The 16,049-nt window shown below is 54.2% G+C and carries 20 protein-coding genes; 4 read left to right on the forward strand and 16 right to left on the reverse strand.

Features of this window, described 5'->3' with window-relative positions; genetic code table 11:
* Window positions 1-100 precede the first annotated feature (100 nt).
* From CLR77_RS02330 to CLR77_RS02370, 9 genes are all read right to left on the reverse strand, one after another.
* Window positions 101-1,210 carry a zonular occludens toxin domain-containing protein gene (locus tag CLR77_RS02330; RefSeq protein WP_097458968.1) on the reverse strand — a complete coding sequence of 370 codons (1,110 nt, stop codon included), beginning with the start codon at window positions 1,208-1,210 and terminating at the stop codon, window positions 101-103.
* 1 nt (window position 1,211) lies between these two features.
* Window positions 1,212-1,466, reverse strand: coding sequence for a hypothetical protein (locus CLR77_RS02335; RefSeq protein ID WP_097458969.1), 255 nt, complete (start codon window positions 1,464-1,466; stop codon window positions 1,212-1,214).
* A gap of 12 nt (window positions 1,467-1,478) precedes the next feature.
* Window positions 1,479-2,534, reverse strand: a complete 1,056-nt coding sequence (locus CLR77_RS02340; protein ID WP_143269349.1) for a hypothetical protein — start codon at window positions 2,532-2,534, stop codon at window positions 1,479-1,481.
* Between the two features lie 355 nt (window positions 2,535-2,889).
* The gene (locus CLR77_RS02345; RefSeq protein WP_198962641.1) at window positions 2,890-3,162 is read right to left on the reverse strand and encodes a hypothetical protein; all 273 of its coding nucleotides are present in this window, start codon (window positions 3,160-3,162) and stop codon (window positions 2,890-2,892) included.
* 2 nt (window positions 3,163-3,164) lie between these two features.
* Complete coding sequence (locus tag CLR77_RS02350; protein ID WP_097458971.1) at window positions 3,165-3,386, reverse strand: hypothetical protein; 222 nt, start codon at window positions 3,384-3,386, stop codon at window positions 3,165-3,167.
* A 14-nt stretch (window positions 3,387-3,400) separates the two neighbouring features.
* A complete protein-coding gene (locus tag CLR77_RS02355; protein ID WP_097458972.1) occupies window positions 3,401-3,709 on the reverse strand; it encodes a hypothetical protein in 309 nt (102 codons plus the stop codon).
* A 241-nt stretch (window positions 3,710-3,950) separates the two neighbouring features.
* Window positions 3,951-4,223 (reverse strand): hypothetical protein, encoded by a 273-nt coding sequence (locus CLR77_RS02360; RefSeq protein WP_097458973.1) that lies wholly within the window; start codon window positions 4,221-4,223, stop codon window positions 3,951-3,953.
* Window positions 4,223-4,522: a hypothetical protein gene (locus CLR77_RS02365; protein ID WP_097458974.1), complete on the reverse strand. Its 300-nt coding sequence runs from the start codon at window positions 4,520-4,522 to the stop codon at window positions 4,223-4,225. The genes CLR77_RS02360 and CLR77_RS02365 overlap by 1 nt, the downstream gene beginning before the upstream one ends.
* A complete protein-coding gene (locus CLR77_RS02370; protein ID WP_097458975.1) occupies window positions 4,519-4,728 on the reverse strand; it encodes a MerR family transcriptional regulator in 210 nt (69 codons plus the stop codon). Before CLR77_RS02370 ends, CLR77_RS02365 begins: the two co-directional genes overlap by 4 nt.
* 112 nt (window positions 4,729-4,840) lie before the next feature.
* On the opposite strand from CLR77_RS02370, the gene CLR77_RS02375 reads away from it, so the two are divergent.
* Window positions 4,841-5,116, forward strand: a complete 276-nt coding sequence (locus tag CLR77_RS02375; protein WP_097459655.1) for a helix-turn-helix domain-containing protein — start codon at window positions 4,841-4,843, stop codon at window positions 5,114-5,116.
* A gap of 153 nt (window positions 5,117-5,269) precedes the next feature.
* Complete coding sequence (locus tag CLR77_RS02380) at window positions 5,270-6,403, forward strand: phospholipase D family protein (protein WP_097458976.1); 1,134 nt, start codon at window positions 5,270-5,272, stop codon at window positions 6,401-6,403.
* Between the two features lie 3 nt (window positions 6,404-6,406).
* Here the strand turns inward: CLR77_RS02380 and CLR77_RS02385 are convergent, their stop codons facing one another.
* From CLR77_RS02385 to CLR77_RS02405, 5 genes are all read right to left on the reverse strand, one after another.
* Complete coding sequence (locus CLR77_RS02385; protein ID WP_097458977.1) at window positions 6,407-8,035, reverse strand: N-6 DNA methylase; 1,629 nt, start codon at window positions 8,033-8,035, stop codon at window positions 6,407-6,409.
* Between the two features lie 501 nt (window positions 8,036-8,536).
* Complete coding sequence (locus tag CLR77_RS02390; RefSeq protein WP_097458978.1) at window positions 8,537-9,211, reverse strand: SOS response-associated peptidase; 675 nt, start codon at window positions 9,209-9,211, stop codon at window positions 8,537-8,539.
* An 80-nt stretch (window positions 9,212-9,291) separates the two neighbouring features.
* Window positions 9,292-9,720 (reverse strand): hypothetical protein, encoded by a 429-nt coding sequence (locus CLR77_RS02395; protein WP_097458979.1) that lies wholly within the window; start codon window positions 9,718-9,720, stop codon window positions 9,292-9,294.
* Between the two features lie 262 nt (window positions 9,721-9,982).
* Window positions 9,983-10,321: a hypothetical protein gene (locus tag CLR77_RS02400; RefSeq protein ID WP_143269350.1), complete on the reverse strand. Its 339-nt coding sequence runs from the start codon at window positions 10,319-10,321 to the stop codon at window positions 9,983-9,985.
* Window positions 10,322-10,429: 108 nt separating this feature from the next.
* Window positions 10,430-11,146, reverse strand: coding sequence for a DUF2726 domain-containing protein (locus CLR77_RS02405; protein WP_097458981.1), 717 nt, complete (start codon window positions 11,144-11,146; stop codon window positions 10,430-10,432).
* Window positions 11,147-11,248: 102 nt separating this feature from the next.
* Here CLR77_RS02405 and CLR77_RS02410 point away from each other — a divergent pair, with 102 nt between their 5' ends.
* Window positions 11,249-11,707, forward strand: a complete 459-nt coding sequence (locus CLR77_RS02410) for a hypothetical protein (protein WP_097458982.1) — start codon at window positions 11,249-11,251, stop codon at window positions 11,705-11,707.
* Between the two features lie 360 nt (window positions 11,708-12,067).
* Here CLR77_RS02410 and CLR77_RS02415 read toward each other — a convergent pair whose 3' ends face one another.
* Window positions 12,068-12,601 carry a response regulator transcription factor gene (locus tag CLR77_RS02415; RefSeq protein ID WP_097458983.1) on the reverse strand — a complete coding sequence of 178 codons (534 nt, stop codon included), beginning with the start codon at window positions 12,599-12,601 and terminating at the stop codon, window positions 12,068-12,070.
* Window positions 12,591-13,838 carry a sensor histidine kinase gene (locus tag CLR77_RS02420; protein ID WP_097458984.1) on the reverse strand — a complete coding sequence of 416 codons (1,248 nt, stop codon included), beginning with the start codon at window positions 13,836-13,838 and terminating at the stop codon, window positions 12,591-12,593. Before CLR77_RS02420 ends, CLR77_RS02415 begins: the two co-directional genes overlap by 11 nt.
* A 146-nt stretch (window positions 13,839-13,984) precedes the next feature.
* On the opposite strand from CLR77_RS02420, the gene CLR77_RS02425 reads away from it, so the two are divergent.
* Entirely contained in the window at window positions 13,985-16,006 is a 2,022-nt protein-coding gene (locus CLR77_RS02425) for a TonB-dependent receptor domain-containing protein (RefSeq protein WP_227519775.1), read from the forward strand.
* Window positions 16,007-16,049 lie beyond the last annotated feature (43 nt).

The following is a 16,049-nucleotide window of genomic DNA, read 5'->3' on the forward strand; positions in this document are numbered from 1 at the left end:
TGTCAATCTGTTAGACGTGTTACAGGGACGTCTCAGGCCCCGCCGGGCGGCGCGCGATGGTCGCTCCGCTCGCATTCGCGCGCAGCTCCGGCGGGGTTTCTTATCCATCCGGTGACTTGTTGAAGCTGATCGATGGCATGGCCGCATCGAGCTGGCCGGGGTCGTTGGGCTGCTGCGGTTGTTTGGCGCTGTACCAGGTCACGAGGTGGCCGTTCAGGACGCAGTACTGCTCGAAGGTTTGCCGGAAGGCTGCGCAGCGTGTGGCCGGGATGTAGCGGTCCCCGTGGGTGGGGTTCTCGAGGATCAGGGTGTTGTTGATCTGGCCGACGATCCGCCACGTGGGACTGAGGGGGAGCTTGTCGGCGTCCAGGTCCCTTCGCAGTTCCCGTTTCTGCTCGGCGGTGAGCTGGGGTTTCGGGGGTGCGGCTGCAGCGGTTGCGGTTCCTGCCCTGAGCGGGACGGTATGGGCCTCTGCCTCATCCGGGTTGTGATGGAAGAACCGGTAGACGCCGACCAGGGAGAGGATGACGAACAGGCCCGCAATGGGTAAGCCGAGCTTGATCAGGCCGGACTTGAGGACAGAGCCGCGATCATCGGCTTTCTGTTCAGTACCTGCCGCCCCGGTCTGGCTTTGGGTGTGGCTCTGGTAGAACTTATAAATGTCGGCTTTGTACTTGCCGTACATTTGCCGGATCGGCTGGCCGGTGGGCTTTTGTCCTATGGCAGCGCCTTCATAAACATCAATCCGGAATTTCTTCTTGGCACCGATGGCCGTGAGTTTCACGGACCGGAAGGTTTCCTCGACCAGGTCCCGCACAAAGGTGCAGACCTGTTTCAGGTCCTGGGTGACGAGGACGATTTCATTGGAGAAGCCATCTTCCCCGACGACGTGGCGGTGTTCGGTGAAGAAGGAGCGGACCCGTTCGGGAATGTTGTTGGCCTTCATGCCGGAGGGCCAGAAGCGCCAGCATTCGTCGATGACGAACACCGCCCCGGCGGGCTGGTTGTCAGCGTTCCAGAAGGCATCGGTCACGCTGCGGTCGAAGCTGATGACGGTGTTGCCGGGGACTTCCTGATCGAGGGCTTCATGGTTGAGCGGGATGTTGGTGACAACGGTCCTTCCCTGCTTGAGGGCTGGGAGTATGACGTTCTCGACGACGCCGTAGCTTTTGCCGGACCCCGGCAGGCCGGTATAGGCAACGATGGACACGTCAGCCCCCTATGAACGGAATGCGGCGGATCAGGAAGCGGATGCCATAGGAGGCGGCCAGGATCTTTAAGCCGGTGGTGACGGCACAGAGCATCAGGAAGAAGTGGACGTTGTTGTCGCCCTGGAAGATGTTCGAGATATTGGCATACCAGTCCGGGGCCGGAATGGCCTGTAGCAGGGCCGAAAGGCCTTCCATGACCTTGGCGAACAGTTCGCGGGGTATCCAGAGCAACAGGTCTTTAAGGGTGCTCCACATGGCGTGCTCCTTTTACGCTGAGGCAATGACGCGGAATCCGGCCAGTGCATAGAGGCCGATAAAGAACGAGGAGATATAGGCCCCCCAGTTCTGGTAGAAGGTGCAGAAATAGTTACTGCTAACGACGCCCAGCTTGAGCGCCGTGAGATCGAAGCTGATGACCGGACAGGTGCCGGAGACGTCAGGCACATTAAGGGGAGCCAGCAAGGGGGCGCCCTTCACCGAGTCCATAAAGGTTCCCAAGGTAGCCGAGAAGTCGGGGGCGGTGGCGAGCCAGCCGCTATCCGGGGCCTTCATGGTGTCGGCCATCGCCTGGGTGTTGTCGTGGATCTTGGCCAGGGTCTGGTTAGCCGTGCCGAGACCGGCGGTCAGGTCCTGGTGCAGGGTGCCGAGCTGGGTGTTTGTCTGGGAGGCGGACTTGTTGAGGCTGGCCAGTTTGCTGTTGGTGCCTGCCATGGCATCACTGAGGCCCTTGAGGGCGGTGTTGGAGTGCTGGTTGTTCTGCTGGTTCTCGGAGGCGATCTGGTCGGCGGTTTTACCGGCATTGGGGTCCGGTTTGGCAACGGGCTTGCCGTTCTTGTCGAGCTGGGTGTTGTTGCCGTCGGCGGTGATGCAGGCGAAGCCGGTGCCGCCCCCGGCGATGCTGGAGTTGTCGATATAGATGACGCTGTTCCTGGCGCAGGTGGGGACCTGATGATCCTTAGGGACGCAGACAAAGCCCACGGTGCCCTGCCCGGTGGGACCTACACCGTAGGAGCCGCCGGAGGCTTTGCACTGCTGTTCCTGGTCGGAACACATATGGACGGGGTTGCCGTTGTCGTCATAGACGGTGCCGACATAGGTCGGATCGGTGACGCTGCAGGAGAAGTCGGCCATCTTGATGCATTCGTTACCGGTGCCCAGGTAACCGGTGGAGCACTGGGCGACGCAGGCCTTGGTGCTGTCGTCATAGAACTGGCCGGTCTCGCCGCACAATGTGGGGGAGTTGTCGACGCAGGTGTTGGTGCTGGAGTCGAGCACCTGCGGTGGCGTACAGGTGGGAACAGAGCAGGTTCCATCAGTCTGCAAAGTGCTCCCCGAAGGACAAGCCGTTGTACCGGAAACAACATAAACATCCGTTAAATGGGCACCGCCTGGAGCACTCCAGCATTGCACTTGCGTAGGGGAAACCGTCACGAAATAGGTGGAACCCGACTGCGAAAGCACACACATCTGCGGAGCAGTAGGTCTCGTAACGTTTGCCGAATAATAGGGGTCATACCAGTCTGCGCGGCAGAATCCGGAAAAGAGCAACAATCCAACCAGTAAATAGCGCATAACGCCCCCCATAAAAAAGGGCCGGAAACCCGGCCCTATCTGAACAAGATCCAGGCCGCCATGAGGCCACTGACGAAGCAGCACACATAGAGCAGCTGAACGACGATCATTTCAGGAAGTGAACGACCTTACGGACGCCCATGACGGCCAGGGCCAGACCGACCATGCCTGCACCGACGGCCAGGATGGCCGTGATCACGGTGGAGAAATCCACGGCGGTGGTGAGGCTGGTCAGATCGGGACCCGCAGCCGCCGCGGTTCCGGCAGCGAAGGTCATGCCGGAGACCATCAGGGAGGCCATACCGACGCCAACACGGCGGGCCCAGCCACGGGCAGCACGGCGGGAGATGGGAGCAGCGTTTACAGTTACTTGGTTCATAGTCATGCACCTTTGATGAGGTCGTAGATGACGCGGACCGTATGGGCCGCGCTGAAAACCACCAGACCGAGAGCAAAACCGGCCGCGAGGTAGGTGCCGGCGGTGCTCGGGTCCAGGGCTACCAGGGGATCGATCACCATCTGGCTGACGGTCCCCGGGCAGACGTGCGCACCCGTCGTGGTATCGACGGTGTACTGCTGATCACAGACGAGTGCGTAAGCCATGCCCTACCCCTTCCTTATGCCTGCGCGTTGGCAGGTTTCTTGGTGAGGTCGGCGGGCTTGAGTTCGAGGGCCTTGAAGGTGACCTTGCCACCGGCACCGGCCTTCATCTGCGCCTTGACGATGAACATGGCGGGCAGTTTGTCGGCGTGGTTGCGGAGCTGGTCGATGTGTTTGAAGTCGCAGGCAATCTTCATGACTTCGTTACCGACCCGGTTTTCGTCATCGGGTTCGGCGGGGCTGTAGGCGTAGACGCTGCCGCCCTTGTGGCCGTCGATGTCGTAACGGGTGGCGCCGAGGATCATGAGGTTGAGATAGTTTTCCATGGGGTGTTCTCCTTCAGTTGCCCAACAGGGCGTTCAGTTTTCAGGGTGAAGAGTCAAAGGCCTGCGGTCGCTGCGCTCTCTGCGCGCTCCGCTTGCGGCCTGTGCTCCTGGTTCGGAATCAAAGGGCGGTCGTCCACCCCCGGCATCCTCTCCGCTCTTGATGCGAACCGTGGCCCAACCTGCGATCCGCGCAAGGCCAGGCCGTCCGCTGCGCGGCCGGTGCTACGCAGCCTTGCACGGCTCACAGGCCGGACCCCTTGGTGTTCGCGAGCGGTGACGATGACGGGGGCGGACTAGCAGGACTTTCGGCGGAGGCCGGTTGTGAAAATCCAAAATCAGGACAGCCCGCCTGGAGCCATGCCGCGAGGACGGTGCCGCCGAGGGTCCAGAGGTCAGAACCCCGGGCGATGGCTTCCTGCTGGAGGCTGAGATAAACGGACGACGGGGCGACGATGTAGAAGCGGCGTTCCTTGTCTTCGACCTGATCCTGACGTGGGGGAATCAAGGCAGTCATTAGGCGGCCCTCAAGACGTTGACGGAGGTTCCGATCAGCCAGCCCTGGAAGGACGGGCGCGGGAGATGGGGGTTCTGTTCCTGGTGCAGATAGCGGTGATAAGCCAGGACGAGACGGCGGGACTCGACGGCGTAGGACCAGAGGTCGAGATCCAGGTGAACCAGCAGGTCAGCATAGGCCTGGAGCTTGCCATGCCAGAAGGCGCAGACGGTGCCGTCCACATAGAGGCGTTCGGCCAGGGACTCGATCAGGAAGTCGATGTGCCCTTTGATAAGGTCGTATTTGGCGGGGTTGATCATGACCAGTCCTCCGCTTCGTAGACTTCTTTGTTCAGGTGCAACAGGTTCACAAAGCGAGGACGGGCACCGCCGACTTTGACTGACGGCAGGTGGCCTTTCTCGACCATGCCCCGCACTTGGCCCGGCGTCAGGCCGGTCAGTTCGGCGAAGCGTTCCTGGGTCATGATCGGGACCAGGTTGAAGGCTAAGGGCTTTTGCTCGTCCACTTTTCACCACTCTGTTACACTCAAATCCGGGCTGACTTGTATTTCAGCTCAACGGGAGTACTACACCGGTAGTACCTACAACAATAGTACATACGCGAATTGTAGTATGTCAATGTCTATTGCTGAAAAAATTAAACTGATCCGAGAAACCGAAGGGCTGGGACGAAAAGCTTTTACCGATCTAATCGGTGCTTCTCAGCGAACACTGGAAGGGATCGAACAAAGAGGCTCCGAACCTAGAAGTGATTTCTTAATGAAAATCACGACTCATGAGCGCTTCAAGAAATACACACTTTGGCTGATGTCCAACGACACGGCACCGGAATGTGGGCAGATAGATCCGGATACGGAAGTTGCTAGGCGGGCAAACAAGCTAAAAGTAGGATAGGTTTCGAGATCGCTACAAAGGTCGTTAATAAATGGCATAGGCGAGAAATCAGGGAAAGACAACAATAACGCGGGACGAGTTAAAGCCTGGGAAGTTAACTCGCATTAATGAATGTGCTAAATCAGGGATCTGAGAAAGAAAAATGAGGGAACAATGGCAAATTTTGACTTTTTAATTCAATCCATACACGACATATATCACGAAGACGTTATAAATGACCTTCTCAAAGCCAAAAATAACGAAAGGACGATTATAAGTGTTGCCTTTGCAAGCGACAGCGGCGCCCGAGCAATAGCAAAATATATAAAAGGCGACTCGAATACCTATATTTTTGTCGGCATCAGGAATGGCATAACATCACTCCAAGCAATTAACACCCTCTTTCTTGCAACCGAAAACCTTTACATTGTAGATACTGGGTCTCAGCAAAAAATCTATCACCCAAAGATATACTATAAAAGAACACCCGGCCGAGCGGTAGCAATAATTGGCAGCGCAAATCTAACGACTGGCGGCCTTCAAAGGAATATTGAAGCTAGCGCGATAATACAATTAGATCTTTCCGTGCATGAAGACGCAAAGAACTCAAAGCAATTAGAAGACACTTTCCAAAACTTTGCCAAAGAACACCCGGAACACGTAATAAGAATAAATAATAAAGACCAGATTAAGAGTCTTTCCGAACAAGGATTACTAGCTGACGAAAACTTAAAAATAGCAAATCAAGGTTCAAACGAAAAACCCGAATCAAAAAAGAAAATTATTGACACATATTCAAAAAAACAAGAATCGAAAATAAGACATTCAAAAAATCTACCTCTAACTGAGGAAATGCAAAATATTCGCACCCAAAACATGGTTCTCGTGTGGAAGAGTAAACGCCTTACGAGACGAGACCTCAGTATCCCAACAGCAGGAAATACGCATCCAACGGGATCAATGGGCCTAAAGAAAGGGCTAATGACGGGAATAGATCATCGCCACTACTTTCGAGATGAAGTTTTCAATGAGTTAGAGTGGCACACGCACTCCAAAAAAAGTTACATCGAACAAGCTCATGCAAACTTCAGAATAATCATCGCCGGAATTAATATGGGCACATACGAACTTTTAATATCACACAAAACGGACACCCAGTCAGAATCTTACCGGCAAAAAAATTTCATGACCCAGATCCACTGGGGGACCGCTATTAGCATTATCGCAGACGACTCTTTACTAAAGCGGTCATTATTTCTATACAAAGCAGAACACCCAACTATTTCATATGAAATAGAAATCGATTAGCGATCAACCTTTCCGCTGACGCCTTCGGTTTAATGCCCACCACGCGTCAGCAATATCCTGCGCTTCATGTTGAGCCATACCACTTCGCCGCAGAATATCACTTCCTACCTCCAAAAAATAACCAACGTTATTTTTAGCTGAATTCCTAAAATCTCGATCCAATTTCTCTAACTCTGCAGCCGAAAAATGGCTCACCGGAACAAGAAGTCGTTCAATTTCAGAAGGAACTAACTCTAAAACTCCACCACCATAATGCCTACCTTCAAGCTCTGAACTCAACGCAGTCAAAGGATTAAAAAACGAGCAAACAAGAGATGTCGCGTCAACACCTTTCGGTCTAATCCTATAAGCAGTATCAGTAGTATAAGCGCCAAGTTCATTTAGTATCAAACGAGGAAAATTATGACAGCGCTTCAGCATACCAACTGGTGCAGTATAGACAGAAGGTACTTTATACCAAGGCTGGCGAATTCTGCACTTATAACGCATATGCAGCTCCTCTACCTCGCCCGATTTTATATACCTGACGACACTAGCCGGAAGTTCATCCAAAGAGGCCTGAATATAAACAAAGTTTGTCGGAAGACCTAAATCAACATTTATATTATGCTGTTCTTCATTATAAATAAGACCAGGACAGTGCTCACTACGACCAAACATAGGGTAAACGTATTCTTGGAGACCATTATCAGCAACAGTATGCTCTGGAATCAAAAAAAACTTATTGGCGCCCGTAACGATACCAACATCAACATCTGCAATATCCGAAAACTTGCGCACACTTTCCAAACTCAACGAAGACTCGTAAGTCCTTAAGGTTGAGGACGGCAACAGTGCTTTAGTCCATTTACCCTCAACGGTCCTTCCATTTATCGTTGATACAGACCGAAATATATTCTCTGGACTCTCAGAAAGAAATTCATAACCAGAAACTCTATGAAAGCCAACACCCTGACCAATGTCACCCGACTCCCGTTTTTTTTCCGCAAGAAGAATAATAGCTCCCTGTAATGTATCTTCAAACCAAATATCTTCCGGGTCAATTACCAATATACGAGAACATGTTTCGCCAAGATACGTTCTTAGACCTTGGGAGTGAGCCACATGGACCAACTCAGCGGGAAGTATCATCCCAAGTCTCCCTCCCGGCTTTAAGAGCTTTATACTAGCTAAGACGAAAGGAACCCAGGCGTTTGTATGCTTTGTGAAAGGAACACTCAATGTAGAAAATATCTTCTCAGATCTGTCCTGAAAAATTTTTGGTAGAAATTGGTACCTTATAAAGGGTGGATTACCAATTATCGCATCAAACCTAGCTTTCCTGGAGAAAGACGACAGAGCCCAACCAAGAAAATCTTCATTAAGAATATGGCCAGAAACATGTCCTGACTGTATCAGTCTAGACCTCGCTTTCTCAGCTTCATCAAACTCAATCTCCAACCCTAAAAACTCAGAAACCTTCACCCCAACTCGAGTCAAAGAGGATATAAAAGCTCCATCTCCACACGAAGGCTCTAAGATACTATTCGGATTATTATAAGATATCCATCTAACTATAAAATCAGACAGTTTTTCTGGCGTATAATACCCACCCCTTAGCTTCTGAGCGGTTTGTTGAGAGATGAACTTCATTAATTGCACCCTGTAATTTTTAAAAATTATACTACGAAAATTATTTTTTTAAAAGAACAATTATTAATTCATAAGAATTTTGGTATCTTTAAGGACAACAAAGGCCCACCAAAGTTTTTATTAAAAATAATTATTCGAAAATTAAATAATGCAACCCGAAACAAATACCCAAAAATAAAATAGCCAAAACCGCCACCAGCGAGACACAAATAATAAATAGAAAAAAAATCAATCAGCGCACTAAATATAGAATAACCCAACAATAGCACTCAAGTATGCTTCCCGAAGCGGGAAAATGGGATCAGAGTCATTAGCCGACACAATTGACCTGCACCCCCCACTTTCTCAATTTCGGTGTATGCGCTTGTTTCAACGCTACAAATTGTTTCACGGCAGAAGTCAATTTTTCACGAGAAGCCTCTCCTGAGGTAATGGTCCTTGGATCCCTGCAGGAAAGGGGAGCAGATCTATTTTCCGAGGAAAAGTCACTCACAACGTAGCTCACTCCTCTGCACCTATGACTTCTAAGTCATTCCCCACATCCGCCAAGGGAGACGTGACACGCGAAACACGCAGGTCATATGGAAGATGAGGTGCTAGCAAGGAAAGGAAGGCGTCAGTGCCTGAGAAGGTGTGATCGAGCCAGGAATCAAAATCCCTTTCCTCGAGCATCAACGGAATGCTTTTGTCATGGATATGCAGAAAGCGAGGATGAGGAGGTAGCGTGATGACAGAGAAAGACGTGACCAGGTCGTCGCCAAAATGCCATCGTTCATAGAGACCACCGAAGGCGATCGCACCGTCAACCGGTTCGATTCGGTGACATTGTTTGTGGCCCTTCTCTCCCGTCCATTCATAAAAAGCCGATGCGGGAATAACGGCGCGTTGTCGCTCGTAGCGTTCCTTCCATAAGAAGCTACTGGTCAGGCGCCGACTCTGGGCGTTGAAGGTGGAGTATTTGGGATTGGGGCGATAACCGTTGCCGTCAGGCTTAGGTTCGATCAGGAGCGACCAGTAGGCGTCCTCGAGGACTCGGCCTTGCGGGGTTTCGTAAACGATCTGCCCTATTCCGCCTGGTGCGATGTTGAAGCGTTCGACCAGGTCGCCGGGAACGCCGAGCGTTCCGAACAGGTCCCGAGTGTTCGGGCGATCATTGAGGTCATATCGGCCACACATAGCGAGCCCCCCCCTGCGATATCGAACGAATTGAGCAAGCAAACCCAACCGGACACAATCACACGAACCAATGACACCCACTATGCCCGTTTTATTACGCTATTGAGCCGCGCTAGAAAATTCGTTACGGATTGATAGTCAAGTAGATTCCCGGTGGCTTCCTGGCGAGAAAAGGATTCAAAAAGCTTAATCGCGCTCTCATGCGGAGACGAATACCATTCCGTAGTACCGACTTTCACGAGCTTCGAGCCATTCAACGAATTTTGTTCAATAGCTTTGCCGAGATCCGTCGTCGTAACAACTCGAGAAATGTTCGTCTCGTAACTCATTTTGTTGAAGCCAATCGACGGGTTGTGAGTCGTATAACCGGCCCTCAAGACGTCCAGGTTCGGATTATCAGTCACACCAAACTTAATGAAGCAGAACTTAGAGCCAGAACGATCAACGAGATCCCAATCATTCCCGATAATATCTGGAGTAACGGCAACATAGACGTATCGAGTAGCCATTCCCTTTCCCCTCGTCGAAACTTCCGTATTAACCCGACACCGACATCAAGCTGAATGAAGGCGTTGAGCAAATCTGACACGAAAAGGAGAGTGGGCCAAGCAATCTTGGCAAAGTTTGGCGTTACCGAATGAGATACGTTAAGAAAGGGGCCAGAACTCTCCCTGGTAGTCACACCACTGGGCAGGTGTCGCAGCCGCTGGGCATCCATGCGAGCGGTCAGACAACACCCTACCGGCTCAAACCGGTGATTTCAACAGCCGCTTATTTATCCTGGCCTTTCCTGAGCACTAGGCGCGGTATACCGCCATCTACAACGGCAAAGACAACCCCGTTGATGTAGCACCCCTGGACCGCCTGCAAATCACCGACCTTGATCCAGTCATCACGATCCGTGATTCCACCAATTTTATAGTCCATGACATTGATCTTCACGGGCGTTGCTTTTGGCAGCTTCCGGGCCGTTTTCAGATCGATAAACCCCGCCCAGGGCATGTATTTGCACTTGCCGTTCTTGTGGTAGACGAGCACCCCAAATCTAGCGGGCGCATCGTCACTAAGCTCGGTTGTGCTGGCATTGTGTCGAAAGCGTAGTAGTGGCATGGCTAGAATACTGTATACTTAAACAGTATTTGACCGCATCAGGGGCGGTTATTCAAGTACCAGCCGCAACCGCGTAATCAGAGCAAGACCGCTAACCGCCCCTTCACACTAATCAACCTTAACTGGGATAGGCTGAACATACCGACACTTGGGAAACCGACCACATCCCCAAAACTCTGTCCCCTCACGTTTACCGCTCGTAATACGACGTTTAACCATCGGGGCAAAGCACCTTTGGCAAAGAGGAGCATCCTCAGGATCAGAGCTGTCCACCGGCACGAGCGAGGCGCTTGTAGGCTCAGGCGTCGACGATTGCGCCCCAATTTCGATGTATCTGGAAAGGCCGTTTATCACGTCTTGGACGGAATAGGATTTCTGAGCTGGCACGTGCAACAGCGGGAGCTGTACCGCATTGCAGACCTGGTCAACGAACTGATCTCGCGTCTTTCGTTTGGGGCTGTCATGGGACTTGTCATCAAGCTCAATCGCGCAGGCAGGCTGTAAGGTATCAGCAGAGCAGATGACAAAATCAAAATGCTTCTGACTAATCCGCCCGAAAAAACGAAGGTGATTTTTCTGCCTTTTGACCCCGATGAGATCCGCGATCCTGACTTTGGCTAAAAGTTTGTACCTGGTCCCCGCGAGAACTTGCTCTAGAACACCGAAGAAAGAACGCTCAGCTGGTGAGAAGACACTTTTATTGAGGTAATAGACTTCAAACTCTGAGTCACTCAGCCCATTACCGCGATCCTTCAGTTCCTTCTTGTTGAGAACCGCGATAACAACAACACAGACAACAATGAGTACGACAGCAAATAGCTCCATTTCGCTCTCTCAAATCACACGGGAAACATGTCGTATAATAGTCCTTATGATCTTAGGTGCCAGCCAAGGACTTCAACCACACTGCGTTAGGGAAAACTGACGATGAAACGGATATTCAGAGTTTTGGCATTAAAGCTCGCAGTGTTGGGCATCGCGCTGGGCTTGGTAATACTCGGAACAGGCTTCCTGAATTCCTACTTTTCCAATGTCATCACGGACATGAACAAGGCCGATCAAAAGCATGTGCAGGAAGCACAAGCACGCGCCAGAGCAGACGTCGCCCAACAGCATCAACTGCAGGCGATGAAGCAAAACGCCTCTCCTGCATCCCCCCTCGCTTCACGGACAGTGACGAGAACGGCACCCCCTGCTGCCGTCATAAGATGGTCGTCAGCCCCGCCACAAACGGCATTAGACGCATTCAACAAGCAGTACGTCGAATCAGCGCAGTGCCAACAGTGGAACAAGACAGAGCAGCAAATGGTGGCCTGCGTGAATGCCAGAATCCGCGCGCGCCGCGCCTTTATGGCAAAGTTGAACAGCCAAACCGCAAATCAATAGCCCCTCGAGAGGAGGCTACGGTTCCAAAAGGTGTCAACGAAGTGTCAACGCACCAGTGGGACAAAGCGGCGCAATGTGGAAATGCCCCACCCTAACATGCTGTTTTATGGTGATCAGTGGCAGATAGTGGGCCAAGATTGACGCCAGGAATGGGGTTCAATTCCCGCCGTCTCCACCATATCTCCCGGAATAAGCCCCTGATTTTCAGGGGCTTTTTCTTTTCTAAAACTCATTTATGTCTAATAAGCGTCAACCCCGCTCACAGGATTGAACCTTTCCCTGCCGTCCAAATAATCCGGTACAAAAAGCACAGGCCTATCTATCTGACTAGAGGAAGCCGTAGAGGTGCCAAGCGCCCCCTCACTGCCGCCAACGAGACCGCTTCTGCAGCTTCCGCTGCAGCGTGCGCCTGTGCATATTGAGTGCTCGTGAGGTGGCTGAGATGTTGCCGTCGTGCTGTTGCAGCACCTGCTGGATGTGCTCCCATTCCAGTTCTTCGACCGAGGGCGGCGTCTGTCGCAGTGGGGGCTCGGCGCTGGAGACGGAAAACACTTCCATGAGCTGGGCGACGGTGACCGGTTTGCAGAGGTAGTTGACGGCACCGCGGCGCATGGCCTCGACGGCGGTCGCTATGCTGCCATAGCCGGTAATCACCACGACATCCAGTCCCGGCCGCTGCGCCAGCAGTTTGGGCAGAAGTGCCAGGCCACTGTCTCCGGCAAGATTGAGGTCAAGCACACAACGGGCGATCTCCTGCTCCGCCAGGGCGGTTATCGCGGTCTCCGGATCGTGGGCCAAGTGAGCATCAATGCCCTGGCGTCGCAATGATCGGGCAAGGATGTCGAGAAAGGTTCGGTCATCGTCGATCAATAACCAGGGGGTGTCAGAGAGCATGATCAGCCTCCGGCAATACGATAATCATGGTCGTTCCCGACTCATCTACCGTCGCCCGCAGTTCACCGCCGAGGCGCTGTAAGGTTGCATTGGAAAGGAACAACCCTATCCCCAGTCCCGATTCAGACTCGCTGTGACGCTCCCCCGGGTGCTGCGAGCCCCACTCCGTCAGCCCGGCACCGTGGTCTTCGATCGACAAGGTGATGCACCTCGCTTCACGACCGCAATAAATCCGCACATGATCGGGGCTGGCTCGCAGCGCATTGCCCACAATATTGAGCACCGCCTGATCCAGGGTGGCATCGACGGCTACCCCGGCATCCGTTTCGGGCGTTTCCCAGACGATGTCCGCGGCGGGCCACAAGAGCGTGGCCGATTCCCGCAGGCGCTGCAGCCAATCTGCGAGGCGGACGGGCTCCAGACGCGACGCACTGACCAGGCTCGCCGCCTCGGAAAGCTGCCGCAGTTGCTGGCTGCAGACACCCAGTTGCTCTTCCAGGGTGTCAAAGTCTTCTGACTGTTCAGTGGACATGGGCCGCGACCGCATCTCGTTCAGCAAGAGCGCCATGGTATTGAGTGGCGTGCCGATGCGATGAGCGACCGTCGCCGCCGACAAACCCAGCGCGATGATCTGCTCGTCACGCAACTGCCGCTCCCTGAACTGCCCCAGGACTTCCTGTTGCGCCCGTAGCCGTCGCACTAACGCGCCCCCCACCCATAAAAGAATGCCGGCGGTGATCATAAAGGCGACCCACATGCCATGCAGGTGCAGCTGTTCAAGATGCGCTTTGCCGGCATGGGGTATCACCGGGACATACCAGCGCATCAGCAACCCATAGATCGTAATGCCGCCCACGGCCAACAGGATGCTGTGCACCATCGGCAGCAAAATAATCGCCATCGCCAGCGGCAACAGCAGCAGCGCGGTCAGCGGATTGGTATAGCCGCCGGTAAAGGAAAGCCAGACACCCAGCAGCAGGAGGTCCAGTAACAATGAGAGCGTCACTGGCCAGGGGCGACTGGGAGGTCTCCGACGCAACCAGTACGTCATGCCCAGCGCCAGCAACATAGTGCCCAGGCTGGTTAAGGCCGCTTCGGTGATGTCACTGCCGAGCAGGCCCAGATGGTCCGTAATCAGCAACAGCACCAGTTCCGCCCCAACAATAGCGAGGCGCATGACAAGAAGATAATGCGCAGCCTCACGGAAGCCGGCTTGAGAAGAGGTCGTTATTCGCATGGCGTGCATTTTACATGTTTGCGGCGGGGTCGAGGCAGGTGCGACATCTTGTCTCAGGCAAGTACCGCTCCGGGTCCTTATCATGCCGCCCCTTCTGACTTTAACCATCGAAATGAACGCTATAACAATCAAGAGGTATTCCAGGCATGCGTAAACCATGGGCGGAATTTTGTCTGATAGGGCTCACACTGCATGGCGCCACGGCCTGGGCTGGCGATACTAACGATAGCACCTCACCAGCCCAGGACCCGTTACTGATCAAGATTACCGGGGGCCATGAGATGCCGGCGACTCCAGCCGCCGTCACAGCGACACCGGTGGAGACGCTGCGCGACAACCCCGCCGTGTCCCTTTCCCGTATGGGGGGACTGGGTACAGACCCGGTGGTCCGCGGCATGAGCCAGGACCGCGTGAGGGTGCTGCTCGACGGAGTTGAAGTTCCCGGTGCCTGCCCCAACCGCATGGACCCGCCGTCCAGCCGGATCAGTACCGCACTGACCCAGGATTTACAGGTTGAAACCGAGACCCGCACCCTGCGCTGGGGACCACTGTACGGCGGCCAGATCATGGCCACGACACCGGCCCCGAAATTCGCAGACGGCAGCCACTTCAGCGGCCACGCCAGCATGGGCGGCTATGACAACGGCAATGGCAAACAGGCAAGTCTCAGCGCCGCCGCTGGCACCTCCACCGACTTCATCCGTGCCGCGGGGGGTTGGAGCAAGGCCGACGACTACAAGGATGGCGACGGCAACGAAGTCCGCAGTGCCTTTACCCGCCGGGAAGGGCAGCTTGATGGTGCCTGGCAGGGGGCCAACGGCGTCCGCGTCGCCGGTCAATACAGCCGTCAGGAAGAGCGCGACGTCAAATATGCCGGCACCGGGATGGACAGCCCCAAGACCAATACCGACATCTACCGTGCCGAGATCAGCGCCCCGCTGGCCAGCGGTCAATGGCAACTGACCGCCTGGCAGACCAATGTCGACCACATCATGGACAATTTCAGCCTGCGCCCGCTGACCAGCGCCATGAAAATGCTGACCCGCGCCAGCGCCGATACCCGCGGTGCTCGCTGGGTGCTGGACCAGTCCTTCAACGACAACCTGAACTGGTCAACCGGTTTTGACGTTCAGACGATCAATCGTAATGCCGAGCGTTTTTCCGGTTCACAGTTACAAAATCTGCAATCGCTACTCTGGCCTGACGTGCAGCGCGACCGCTACGGACTCTATCTGGAAGCCTTCTGGCGCATCCAGTCTTCAATAAAACTGAGCGGCGGTGTCCGCTACGATCATGTCCGCATGGACGCCAACAGGGCTCACGACAATCTCGGCATGGCGACGCCCGCCATGCTCTACCAGCGTATTTACCAAACCGGTAGCCTCGAGGCCATTGACGACAACTGGAGCGGTTTTATCGGTGGCGACTGGACCCTGTCTCCATGGCAGACTCTCTCGCTCACCTTCAGCCGTAGTGTACGCAGCCCCGATGCTACCGAACGCTATCTGGCCAGTTGGGGCATGAGCTCCGCAATGCGCTGGGTGGGTAATCCAGCATTGGCTACTGAAAAGCACCACAAGGTCGATCTGGCCCTCAACGGCAGTGCCGGTGCCTGGCATTGGCGCCCCAGTGTATGGCTGGATAAGGTGCAGGATTATGTGTTGCGTACGCAGCTGGAAAGCGGTACTTACGCAGGCACCAGCGTTTATCGCAATGTTCGTGCGCAGCTCCATGGTGCTGAGCTGAGTGTCGGCTGGGGTAAGGGTGCCTGGGCAGCCAATAGCGCCCTGGCCTATGTCTTCGGGGAAAACCTGACGGACCACCGCCCCTTGCCGCAGATCCCGCCGCTCAGCCTGGTCGAGAGCCTGGCGTGGCACCACAAGGGCCATCAGGTTCGAGTGGAGTGGGTCGTTGCGCAGGCACAACATCGCGTCGATACCGCCAGCGGTCAGGATCCGGGCCCATCGAACGGTTACGGCGTAATCAACCTGTCGGGCGAACACCCACTGGCTCGTCACCTGTCCCTGAGCTGGGCGGTGGACAACCTGTTCGACAAGACCTGGGCACCAAATGTCAGTCGCGCCAACAGCGACCCGTTCAGCCCAGAGGCAGTTCGTGTCAATGAACCCGGACGCACTTTGCATGTGGCGCTGAACGCCACCTGGTAACCGCAAACGCGATAAAAACTTGCAAGGACAACCGGTCGACCAG

This window comes from Mangrovitalea sediminis (assembly GCF_002514725.1).
GTDB lineage: Bacteria > Pseudomonadota > Gammaproteobacteria > Pseudomonadales > Oleiphilaceae > Mangrovitalea > Mangrovitalea sediminis.

Coding starts and splice junctions, on each gene's coding strand:
- CLR77_RS02385 (WP_097458977.1), bottom strand. CDS start 8,035: ATGAAGTTCATCTCTCAACAAACCGCTCAGAAGCTAAGGGGTGGGTAT.
- CLR77_RS02335 (WP_097458969.1), bottom strand. CDS start 1,466: ATGTGGAGCACCCTTAAAGACCTGTTGCTCTGGATACCCCGCGAACTG.
- CLR77_RS02365 (WP_097458974.1), bottom strand. CDS start 4,522: ATGATCAACCCCGCCAAATACGACCTTATCAAAGGGCACATCGACTTC.
- CLR77_RS02390 (WP_097458978.1), bottom strand. CDS start 9,211: ATGTGTGGCCGATATGACCTCAATGATCGCCCGAACACTCGGGACCTG.
- CLR77_RS02350 (WP_097458971.1), bottom strand. CDS start 3,386: ATGGCTTACGCACTCGTCTGTGATCAGCAGTACACCGTCGATACCACG.
- CLR77_RS02375 (WP_097459655.1), top strand. CDS start 4,841: ATGTCTATTGCTGAAAAAATTAAACTGATCCGAGAAACCGAAGGGCTG.
- CLR77_RS02415 (WP_097458983.1), bottom strand. CDS start 12,601: ATGCTCTCTGACACCCCCTGGTTATTGATCGACGATGACCGAACCTTT.
- CLR77_RS02345 (WP_198962641.1), bottom strand. CDS start 3,162: ATGAACCAAGTAACTGTAAACGCTGCTCCCATCTCCCGCCGTGCTGCC.
- CLR77_RS02355 (WP_097458972.1), bottom strand. CDS start 3,709: ATGGAAAACTATCTCAACCTCATGATCCTCGGCGCCACCCGTTACGAC.
- CLR77_RS02420 (WP_097458984.1), bottom strand. CDS start 13,838: ATGCGAATAACGACCTCTTCTCAAGCCGGCTTCCGTGAGGCTGCGCAT.
- CLR77_RS02380 (WP_097458976.1), top strand. CDS start 5,270: ATGGCAAATTTTGACTTTTTAATTCAATCCATACACGACATATATCAC.
- CLR77_RS02400 (WP_143269350.1), bottom strand. CDS start 10,321: ATGCCACTACTACGCTTTCGACACAATGCCAGCACAACCGAGCTTAGT.
- CLR77_RS02410 (WP_097458982.1), top strand. CDS start 11,249: ATGAAACGGATATTCAGAGTTTTGGCATTAAAGCTCGCAGTGTTGGGC.
- CLR77_RS02395 (WP_097458979.1), bottom strand. CDS start 9,720: ATGGCTACTCGATACGTCTATGTTGCCGTTACTCCAGATATTATCGGG.
- CLR77_RS02360 (WP_097458973.1), bottom strand. CDS start 4,223: ATGACTGCCTTGATTCCCCCACGTCAGGATCAGGTCGAAGACAAGGAA.
- CLR77_RS02425 (WP_227519775.1), top strand. CDS start 13,985: ATGCGTAAACCATGGGCGGAATTTTGTCTGATAGGGCTCACACTGCAT.
- CLR77_RS02405 (WP_097458981.1), bottom strand. CDS start 11,146: ATGGAGCTATTTGCTGTCGTACTCATTGTTGTCTGTGTTGTTGTTATC.